Genomic DNA, 8,829 nt, shown 5'->3' with positions numbered 1-8,829 from the left:
GGCGGAGGGCGCGCCGGCGGCGCGCGTGAGCACGGTGGCGACGGTGCGGGGGTGGGCGAGCACGCGGAAGTGGCCGCCAGTGGGGAGGCGGATGTTCGTGGCGCCGGGCAGGGCGCTGCCCTCGGGGATGTGGGGGTCGAACTGCCCGAAGACCGAGGTGATGCGGGCATTCACGCTGACGTCGAGGTTGAGGGCGGAGAGCCGGGCATCCGTCGCCGAGAACGCCCGCAGCGAGCGGAGCGGCAGGTACCGGGCGTAGCGGGATCCGCCGAACGGAGACGCGACGGCGACCATCTCGGCGATGCGGGCCGCCGACGAGGGGCTCAGCATGAGCGTCTTGCCGATGAGCCCGCCCTTGCTGTGGGCGACGATGACGACGTCGGCGAGGTCGTGCTCGGCGAGGTAGTCGGAGACCGTGCGGGCGGCCTCGTCGAGGGGCCTGCGGTTGTTCTGCAGCAGGGTGACCACGTGCACGGGGTGGCCCGCGGCGTGCACGGCTTCGATGGTGGGGCGGAGGAACTGCCAAGTCTCGAAGATGCCGGGGATGACGAGCACGGGCCGGCCGTCTCCGCCGAGGTACTGGGCGGGACGAGCCCGCGAGAGGGCGGCCCGCAGCTGCCAGTGCGCGGCGTAGAGGTAGTCGAGCGCCCACCACCCGGTGTCGCGGAGGGCTTCCCCGAGCCGCATCAGGCGCCCTCGCCGGGGCCCGGTGTCTCCGCGGCGGTCGGCTCAGGCGCGGGCGCCGACGACCCCTCCGCAGCCGGCACGGCACCCGCAGACGGCACGGCACCCGCAACCGGCACGGCACCCGCAGCCAGCACGGCACCCGCAACCGGCACGGCACCCGCAGCCGGCACAGCAGCAGCCGACCGCACGAGGCGCAGGATGCCCGCCGCCACGTTCCGCGGCGCCGTCAAGTGCACGACGTGCCGATGCCCCTGAACGTTGAGCAGCCGAGCCCCCGGCACCGACCCCGCGAGGTCGTTGCACCAGGCCAGACGGGCGATTGGATCATCCGCCCCCCGCACGACGAGCACGGGCACACCGACCCGCGCGAGCCGGGCCCGAAGCGGGTAGGCGAGCATCGGCCGCATCTCGGCCAGGAACCAGCGGAGGCCGGCGCGCATCGCGTCGCGGCTGCCCGTGCGCTTCACCACCCCCGGCTCGAAGGCGCTGTCGCGCGCGAGGTCGAGCGCCTGCTGCACGCCGCTGCCGCGCCCAGGGTTCACAACCGGCCCGACCAGCACGAGGTGCGTCACGAGCTCGGGTCGCTGCACGGCGAGTTCGGTGATGATCTGGGCGCCCATCGAGTGGCCGACGAGCACGGCCTCCGGCAGGTGCAGAGCGTCGAACAGGTGGCCGAGGAGGGTCGCGTACTCCTCGATGGAGAGTGGATGCCGCGGCCGGGCCAGTCCGCCGAAGCCCGGCAGGTCGAGCGACAGCGCCTCACCGTGCGCGGCCAGCTCGTTCTGCAGGCGCACGCCGTACCGGTGCGACGAGCCGATGCCGTGCACGATCACGAAGACAGGCCTCGACATGCGCCCCTTGTGCGGACTCTGCCAGACCCGGAACGGCAGGCCGTCGATGCTCAGCTCGCGACCACCGGCGACCCTGCCCACGCTCAGATGCCCGGGCGGTACGCGGCGTCGTCGCGCACGTCGATGCGGGTTGTGTGCGGGCCCACCTCCGTGACGTCGATGCGGGGCGCGGCGTCGTTCTCGTCGGCCTTCGGCGCGGTGAGCAGCTGCTTGCGCCGCTCGGAGTCGAAGTCGGCGGCGTCGTCGGTGTCGGCGGAGTCAGCGGGTGAGGCGGTCGCTCCAGGCGCTCCGGGCTCGTCGGGGGCAGGGCTGTCGGATTCTGCGGGCATGGTCACCACGCTAACCAAAGCCGCAGACACCCGTGAGGGGGTTGCGGAGAGCGGAACGATACCTGTGCCTCCGGGGCGCCCGCCCTCCGCCTCCGGGCCCCGCCCTCCCGCCTCCGCGACCGCGAGCGCGACCGCGACCGCGACCGCGACCGCGACCGCGCGTGACTATAGCCCCGACATCCCTCGTCTGGCTAGCGCTGTTCTGAACCGACCTGCGCGGGAGAAGGTTGCAGTCGTCACCGACAACGCCCGGGACCAGCCCGGGCGGCCTCGAATCATCGGCTCCATGAAAGGCACGATCATGACAGACAGTCCCACCGCATCGAAGGCGGACGCGGCGAAAGACCAGGCTTCCCAGCTCAAGGATGAGGCTCTCTCCTCGGGCCAGCACGTCGCAGAGACCGCGGCCGACCAAGCCGGTTCCGTCATCGGCGAAGCGAAGGTGCAGGCGAAGGATCTCTTCTCGCAGACGCAGAGCGAACTGCGCGAGCAGGCCGGCACCCAGCAGAAGCGCGTGGCCAGCGGCCTCCGCTCCGTGAGTGACGAGCTCACCGACATGGCCGGCAATTCGACCTCGGGCGGCGTCGCCAGCGACCTCGTTTCGCAGGCCGCCAGCCGCGTCGGAAACGTCGCAGAGTGGCTCGAGGGCCGCGATCCGGGCACCCTGCTGTCGGATGTGCGCTCGTACGCCGCCCGCAAGCCCGGCACCTTCATCGCGGTCGCCGCGATCGCCGGCATCGTGGCCGGTCGTCTCACCCGCAGCCTGGCCGGCAACGCCAAGGACGCGAAAGACGAGGCGTCGACGGATGCCGCGGTCCCCGCCGCGACGTACACCCCCGCCGCGACGTACACCCCCGACACGAGCGCCCCCGCCGCCAGCCTCAGCACCCCCTCGTTCGACACGGATGCCCCGGCTTACGTGGCTCCGGTCACGACGTCGGCCCCGACGACGCCCGCCTACACGCCGCCGGCGCCCACCACCCCCGCCTACACCGCTCCCGGGTACACGGTGCCGACAACCGCAGACGCGACGCCGACAACCGCAGACGCGGCGCCGACCGACGACCAGGCCCTCCGCACGCACTCCGTCGACGACGAGTACGGCGACGCCGACACCGTCGAGAGCCTGTTCGACGAGCCGGCGAGGCCTTCGTTCGACGAGACCATCCAGGGTGACGACTACCGCGGTGACCGATCGTGACAGACGCACACACCCCCTCCGAGGAGAAGGCCGCGACGACCTCGCTCGGCGACCTGCTCGGCGAGGTGACCAAAGACATCTCGACGCTCATGCGCCAGGAGGTCGACCTCGCCAAGGCCGAACTGAAGCAGTCCGCCAGCAAGGCGGGCAAGGGTGCAGGGATGCTCGGCGGCGCCGGGTACGCCGGCGTGATGGCCATCCTCTTCCTGTCGATCGCCCTCTGGTGGGGCCTCGGCTACCTGATCGACAACACCTGGTCGGCCGTCGTGGTCGCCGTCATCTGGGCGATCATCGGCCTGATTCTGTACTCCCGGGGCCGCAAGGAGCTCAAGGAGATGCAGGGTGCGCCGAAGACCGTCGACTCGCTGAAGAAACTTCCCGACACACTGAAGAGAAATGAGGAGAACCGATGAGCGATTCACCTGAGCAGATCCGCGCGAACATCGAGGCGAGCCGCCGCGAGCTGAGTTCCGACGTCGATGCCCTCGCCGACAAGGTCACCCCGTCGAAGATCGCCGAGCGCCAGACCGAGAAGGTCAAGGGCGCTCTCGGCGGCATCCGCGACAAGGTCATGGGCGTGGCATCCGATGCGAAGTCGAACGTGGCGGGCACCGGCGGCAGCGTCGGCGACTCGGTCTCCGGCCAGGCACGCACCGTCGCCGACAAGGCCTCCGGCAACCCCTTCGCCGTCGGCCTGATCGCGTTCGGAGTCGGCCTCCTCGCCTCGTCGCTGATTCCGGCGAGCACGAAGGAGAAGGAGGTCGCCGCCGACATCAAGGACAAGGCGCAGCCCCTCGTCGAGAACGTGCAGGATGTCGCCAAAGACGTCGCCGGCAACCTGAAGGAGCCCGCCCAGCAGGCCGCGGCCGCCGTGAAGGACACCGCGTCCGACGCCGTCGGCACCGTGAAGGAGGAGGCCTCGTCCGCGACGAGCGACCTCAAGGACTCCGCCGGCCAGGCCCGCCACGTCGTTCAGGACGAGGCGTAACACCCGTTCCATCCGCGCGGCCCCGCAGCAGTGCTGCGGGGCCGCTCCACATTCACCCCCCCACCAGATCCAGGAGGCTCCCGTGTCAGACATCGGCGCCAGCGAGAAGCTGAAGAACGCTCCCGCTCCGGATGATCGGAGAAAACCCGGAGGCCCGAGCGACGTCGAGAAGCCGTCGTGGAAGTACGTTCTGCGAAAGACCCTCCGCGAGTTCAGCACCGACCAGTGCACCGACATCGCCGCGTCGCTCGTGTACTACTCCGTGCTCGCGATCTTCCCCGCCCTCATCGCGCTGGTCTCGCTGCTCGGCGTGATCGGCCAGGGCCAGCAGGCCACGAATGCCCTGCTGGACACTCTCGGCAGCGTCGCCCCGAGCGACACGGTCGAGACCCTGCGCGGGCCACTCGAACAGTTCAGCAGCTCTCCCGCTGCCGGCTTCGCACTCGTCTCGGGCATCGTGCTCGCGATCTGGTCGGCGAGCGGCTACGTGACGGCGTTCAGCCGCGCGATGAACCGCATCTACGAGATCGACGAGGGCCGACCGTTCTGGAAGCTGAAGCCCCTGCAGCTGCTGGTCACGGTCATCGCGATCGTGCTGCTGTTGGTGATCGCCGTGATCCTCGCCGTGTCGGGCCCGGTCACCGATGCGGTCGGCAGCGCGTTGGGGCTCGGCGAGGCGGTGCAGGTGGTGTGGTCGATCGCCAAGTGGCCCGTTCTGGCGCTGGCGGTCATCCTCATCATCGCCATCCTCTACTACGCGACGCCGAACGCCCGGCAGCCGAAGTTCCGCTGGATGAGCATGGGCGCACTGCTGGCGCTCGTAGTGCTCGTCGTCGCGTCTCTCGGCTTCGGTTTCTATGTGACGACGTTCGCGAACTACGCGAAGAACTACGGCTCACTCGCCGGCGTGATCATCTTCCTGCTGTGGCTCTGGATCGCCAACATGGCCCTGCTGTTCGGGGCGGAGTTCGACGCCGAACTCGAACGCGGGCGGCAACTGCAGGCGGGTATCGAGGCCGAGGAGAACATCCAGCTCCCGCCCCGTGACACGCGGAAGAGCGAGAAGGCGGCAGCGAAGGAGCGGGCGGATGTCGAGCGGGGCCGCGAACTGCGCGAACGCGCGAGCACTCGCAACTCGGCCGACGCTGCCGACCCTGCTGGCACGGCTGAGTCGGCCGAGTCGCCCGTCTCGCGCGGAGACCGGCCGCGCGGCGCCTAGCGTTCGGGCGGCAGCGCCTCGTGGTGCCGTCGCCCGTGCGTGCGCCGGTCTTCCTTCATCTCCGCCTCGAACAGGTGCCGTCGGCCGCCGACGAGCGCGTCGCGGGCGGCCTGTTCGAGCTTCCGGAACGCAGCCCAGTAGCCGTCGTCGAACTCCTCGACGATCTGGAACGTCCACCGGCCTTCGATGACGTTGCGGCCGACGAGTTCGTCGTCGATGCGGTCGGCGAGCTCCGGATGCCCGGACTCACGCAGAAGCGTCACAGCCTCCCCCAGCGCGAGATCGGCCTGGCCGGTCATGCGGTGGAAGGCGTAGAGCATCCCCCGGGCGTTCTCGACCACCTCGAGCGCCTCGCTCAGCTTGCCGAGCGCCTCGACCGTGGCGTCGTCGACACCCTCAGGCCGCCGGTGCGCCGCATCGGGCCCATCCGGGGCGTCGGGCCCATCCGCGGCGTCGGCCGCATCCGGCCCATCCGGCCCGACGTGCCCCTCCGTCACGAGTCACCGCCGACGGGCGGTTCCCCCACGAACGTGTGCGCCTCACCGGCGAGTTCGGGCCAGAGCTGCTGGTCGCCCACCCGCACCCAGGCGCGCGGCGGAGTCCCCGACTCGGCGTGCGCCTCGGCGATACCGCGCTGCTGCAGGTCGTCGCCGCGGGCAGCCGGCAGTTCGACCACCAGGTCGTCGCCGTCGAGGAAGGCGAACAGGGTGCCGTGCACCGTGAGGCCGTCGACGGTGACCTCCACGCCCTCCTCGTCGCTCAGCGAAACAGTGAGATTCTCGTAGGCTTCGGTCGCAGCAGCAGAGCTGACCATGGTTCTGCCTCCCAGCAGGTCGTACACACACGCGGCAGGATGCGCGCACTCCCCACGCTAGATCATCACCGGGGCGGGGCGTAGTCTTCGCATCATGAACGGTCCTCAGAAGCCTCGCGGTCGCCCGCACGCCTCGAGCCGTGAACAGATCGCCCAGCACGCGTTCGAGCTCTTTCTCGAACGGGGCTTCGCGGCCACCACGATCGCGTCGATCGCGAAGGCCTCCGGGGTCAGCAAGACGAGCTTCTTCCGCTACTACTCCTCCAAGTCGGAGATCATCTGGCTTGCCTTCGACCAGCACATCGACCGCCTGCAGACCCTCCTGCAGCAGTCCGACCCCGGGCTGCCCTCCCTCACGGCGGTGCGGTTGGCCGTGCTCGACGCGCTCACCCGCGACACCGCCCGTGACGCGGTGTGGCGGCAGCGGTTCGTGCTCTTCGACTCCTCCCCCGAGCTCCGCGACGAGGAATCCGCCCACTGGAACGCCTGGGCCGGCGTCATCTCGGCCTTCCTCGTGCTGCGAACCGGATGCCCGGTCGAGCATGCCGTGCCGCCCGTCGTCGGGGGCGCCGTGCAGTCGCTGGTTCTCGCCAAGCTGCGCAGCTGGCTGCCGCTCACCGACCCCGCACGCACCCTCGCGGACTGGATCGATGACGACCTCCGGCCGCTCTGCGAGGCGCTGCAGCCCTGGGTCGATGCATCCTGCGGAACGCCCCGCCGAGCCGCCTAGCGCGCCTCGAGGAACGGCACGCAGAACCCGGCCACCGTCGCCACGACCATGCCGATCCCGAGCGCGACCCCCGTGTGCAGGCGTTTCCGCCCCGACTCGCCGCGGGTCGTCCCCCACATGTACGCCGTCACGTGCACGCGCCGCGCCTCGTCGACGAGCTCCTGCGTTCCGGGCAGGCTGAAATCGAGGGCGCCGCTCTCGGCCTGCGCCTCGATGCGGGTGGCCTCCTCCAGCGTCATCAGCTGGTGCTTGCTCTGCTTCACGCGGTCACCTCCGCGCCAGTCGCAGCGCCCAGACCACCAGGGGCACCTGCAGCGGCAGCCGCGCGGCAGCGATGCGCTTGACGGCCGGCTGCCGGGCATCCTGGAACATCTTCACATTCGCCGGGAAGACCGCCACGAACAGGGCGGCCGCAGCCAGGGCACTCGCCCGCCTGGTCGCCGGGTTCAGCAGACCGGCGCCCACGAGCAGCTCCGCGACACCCGACGCGTACACCCAGTCGCGGCCGCGGCCCGGCAGCCGGGCGGGCACGATGCCGGCGTAGGCAGCCGGGCGCAGAAAGTGCAGCACGCCCGAACCGAGCACGATGCCGGCGAGAAGGGTGGAGGAGCGGGTCATCACCCCAGTCAACCACGCCCAACGCGAGGCGCAAGGGCCGTCAGGCCCGGTTCTCCCGAGGCGGTCGGCCAAGCGGGCGAAGGGCGTTGGATGCCGCGTTCCGCACCGCCAGCGTGAGACCGTCGAGCAGCACGGAGTCGAGGTTCCAGCGCTGCCAGTGCAGGGCGATGTCGACGGGTGCGCGGGGGGCCAGTTCGACGAGGGTGCCCCTGGAGAGGTCGTCGAGGCACTGCTGCTCGGGCAGCATCCCCCAGCCGAGGCCCAGCACGACAGCGCGGGCGAAGTCGGCCGACGTCGGAACGAAGTGTGCCGGGCTCTGCCGGGCATCCAGACCCAGCCTCTCGAGAAAGCCGAACTGCAGCTCGTCGCGACGGTCGAAGTTCACCAGCGGAGCCGCGCCGAGCCACGCCGACAGGGTGCCCCCTCCTGCCCAGCGGTCGCGGAAGGCCGGGCTCGCGACCGCGCTGTACCGCATCACGCCGAGCGGGCTGACGGAACAGCCCTGCACCGGCTCCGGGGTCGAGGTGACGGCGGCCATCACCTCCCCGGAGCGCAGCAGGGCCGTGGTGTGGTCCTGGTCGTCGCGGTGCACGTCGAAGACCGCGCTGTGCCGCTCGCTCGCCTCGGCGAGCGCCGGCAGAAACCACGTGGCCAGCGAATCGGCGTTCACGGCCACCGCGAGCGTCGGTCGCGACGACCCCGAGTCGGTTTGGCCGAGCGCGCTGAGCGCCTCGGTCTCGACGAGCTGCACCTGCCGCGCCAGCCGCAGCACGATATCGCCCGCGGAGGTCGGTCGAACGGGGTTCGTGCGCTGCACCAGCACCTGGCCGGCTGACTGCTCCATCGCCTTCACGCGCTGCGAGACGGCGGATGCGGTGACGTGCAGCCGGGCCGCGGCCGCCTCGAACGTGCCCTCGTCGACCAGGGCGAGGAGGGTCGCGAGCTGCTCACGGGCGAAGCCGGTCATAAGCAGATCTTATCCTTCTGAAGATTCCGTAGCTGGGCTTATCTTCGCGCCCCGCCTACGCTCGAGGAGTGCTCCCCTCCTCGACCCTCCTGCCTGCCGTGCTCGGGCTACTCACCGGGCTCTCGCTGATCGTCGCCATCGGTGCGCAGAACGCGTTCGTGCTGCGCCTCGGCATCGACGGGCGGGGCCGGATGATCGGGGTCGTCGTGTCGATCTGCGCCGTCTCCGATGCGGTGCTGATCATCGCGGGGGCGCTCGGCATCGGCGCTCTCATCGAGGCGGTGCCGGTCGCGCTCGTCGTGATCCGCGTCGTCGGATCCGGCTTCCTCATCGTCTACGGCCTCCTCGCCGCCCGTCGATGCCGAGGCGCAGCACGAACGCGTTCTGCGCACCGATGGCGACGATCAGCGAGAGCCCGGTGAGTA

General features: G+C 70.7%; 14 protein-coding genes. 6 read left to right on the top strand and 8 right to left on the bottom strand.

The features are described from left to right. From C5B96_RS14165 to C5B96_RS14155, 3 genes are all read right to left on the bottom strand, one after another. A partial coding sequence (locus tag C5B96_RS14165; protein WP_104246005.1) for a triacylglycerol lipase occupies positions 1–687 on the bottom strand: 687 nt, incomplete at its 3' end. Further along, complete coding sequence (locus C5B96_RS14160; RefSeq protein ID WP_104246004.1) at positions 687–1,619, bottom strand: alpha/beta fold hydrolase; 933 nt, start codon at positions 1,617–1,619, stop codon at positions 687–689. The genes C5B96_RS14165 and C5B96_RS14160, both read right to left, overlap by 1 nt. 2 nt (positions 1,620–1,621) lie before the next feature. Continuing rightward, a complete protein-coding gene (locus C5B96_RS14155; RefSeq protein WP_146078195.1) occupies positions 1,622–1,867 on the bottom strand; it encodes a hypothetical protein in 246 nt (81 codons plus the stop codon). Positions 1,868–2,168: 301 nt separating this feature from the next. Here C5B96_RS14155 and C5B96_RS14145 point away from each other — a divergent pair, with 301 nt between their 5' ends. From C5B96_RS14145 to C5B96_RS14130, 4 genes are all read left to right on the top strand, one after another. After that, positions 2,169–3,068 (top strand): hypothetical protein, encoded by a 900-nt coding sequence (locus tag C5B96_RS14145; protein WP_158507194.1) that lies wholly within the window; start codon positions 2,169–2,171, stop codon positions 3,066–3,068. After that, the gene (locus tag C5B96_RS14140) at positions 3,065–3,481 is read left to right on the top strand and encodes a phage holin family protein (RefSeq protein WP_104246001.1); all 417 of its coding nucleotides are present in this window, start codon (positions 3,065–3,067) and stop codon (positions 3,479–3,481) included. The genes C5B96_RS14145 and C5B96_RS14140 overlap by 4 nt, the downstream gene beginning before the upstream one ends. Next, a complete protein-coding gene (locus tag C5B96_RS14135; protein ID WP_104246000.1) occupies positions 3,478–4,056 on the top strand; it encodes a DUF3618 domain-containing protein in 579 nt (192 codons plus the stop codon). Before C5B96_RS14140 ends, C5B96_RS14135 begins: the two co-directional genes overlap by 4 nt. 82 nt (positions 4,057–4,138) lie before the next feature. Further along, a complete protein-coding gene (locus C5B96_RS14130; protein WP_199176664.1) occupies positions 4,139–5,275 on the top strand; it encodes a YihY/virulence factor BrkB family protein in 1,137 nt (378 codons plus the stop codon). Here C5B96_RS14130 and C5B96_RS14125 read toward each other — a convergent pair. Then, positions 5,272–5,772, bottom strand: coding sequence for a hypothetical protein (locus C5B96_RS14125; RefSeq protein WP_104245999.1), 501 nt, complete (start codon positions 5,770–5,772; stop codon positions 5,272–5,274). The two genes, C5B96_RS14130 and C5B96_RS14125, sit on opposite strands and share 4 nt — an antisense overlap. Next, positions 5,769–6,089 (bottom strand): hypothetical protein, encoded by a 321-nt coding sequence (locus C5B96_RS14120; protein WP_104245998.1) that lies wholly within the window; start codon positions 6,087–6,089, stop codon positions 5,769–5,771. Before C5B96_RS14120 ends, C5B96_RS14125 begins: the two co-directional genes overlap by 4 nt. Before the next feature lie 94 nt (positions 6,090–6,183). Here C5B96_RS14120 and C5B96_RS14115 point away from each other — a divergent pair, with 94 nt between their 5' ends. Then, positions 6,184–6,819: a TetR family transcriptional regulator gene (locus C5B96_RS14115; RefSeq protein ID WP_104245997.1), complete on the top strand. Its 636-nt coding sequence runs from the start codon at positions 6,184–6,186 to the stop codon at positions 6,817–6,819. Here C5B96_RS14115 and C5B96_RS14110 read toward each other — a convergent pair. From C5B96_RS14110 to C5B96_RS14100, 3 genes are read right to left on the bottom strand one after another with little or no spacing between them, the layout of a single operon-like run. Further along, the gene (locus tag C5B96_RS14110; RefSeq protein WP_104245996.1) at positions 6,816–7,082 is read right to left on the bottom strand and encodes a hypothetical protein; all 267 of its coding nucleotides are present in this window, start codon (positions 7,080–7,082) and stop codon (positions 6,816–6,818) included. The two genes, C5B96_RS14115 and C5B96_RS14110, sit on opposite strands and share 4 nt — an antisense overlap. 4 nt (positions 7,083–7,086) lie before the next feature. Next, the gene (locus C5B96_RS14105) at positions 7,087–7,437 is read right to left on the bottom strand and encodes a hypothetical protein (RefSeq protein ID WP_104245995.1); all 351 of its coding nucleotides are present in this window, start codon (positions 7,435–7,437) and stop codon (positions 7,087–7,089) included. A gap of 40 nt (positions 7,438–7,477) precedes the next feature. Then, the gene (locus C5B96_RS14100; protein WP_104245994.1) at positions 7,478–8,404 is read right to left on the bottom strand and encodes a LysR family transcriptional regulator ArgP; all 927 of its coding nucleotides are present in this window, start codon (positions 8,402–8,404) and stop codon (positions 7,478–7,480) included. A gap of 68 nt (positions 8,405–8,472) precedes the next feature. On the opposite strand from C5B96_RS14100, the gene C5B96_RS14095 reads away from it, so the two are divergent. Further along, positions 8,473–8,826, top strand: a complete 354-nt coding sequence (locus C5B96_RS14095; protein ID WP_199176663.1) for a LysE family transporter — start codon at positions 8,473–8,475, stop codon at positions 8,824–8,826. The last annotated feature ends 3 nt before the right edge of the window (positions 8,827–8,829 follow it).

Origin of the sequence: Subtercola sp. Z020, assembly GCF_002931235.1 — a bacterium.
Taxonomy (GTDB): Bacteria; Actinomycetota; Actinomycetes; order Actinomycetales; family Microbacteriaceae; genus Subtercola.
The sequence above is the reverse complement of the archived record's forward strand: the minus strand, read 5'-3'. Positions and strand labels throughout refer to the sequence as shown.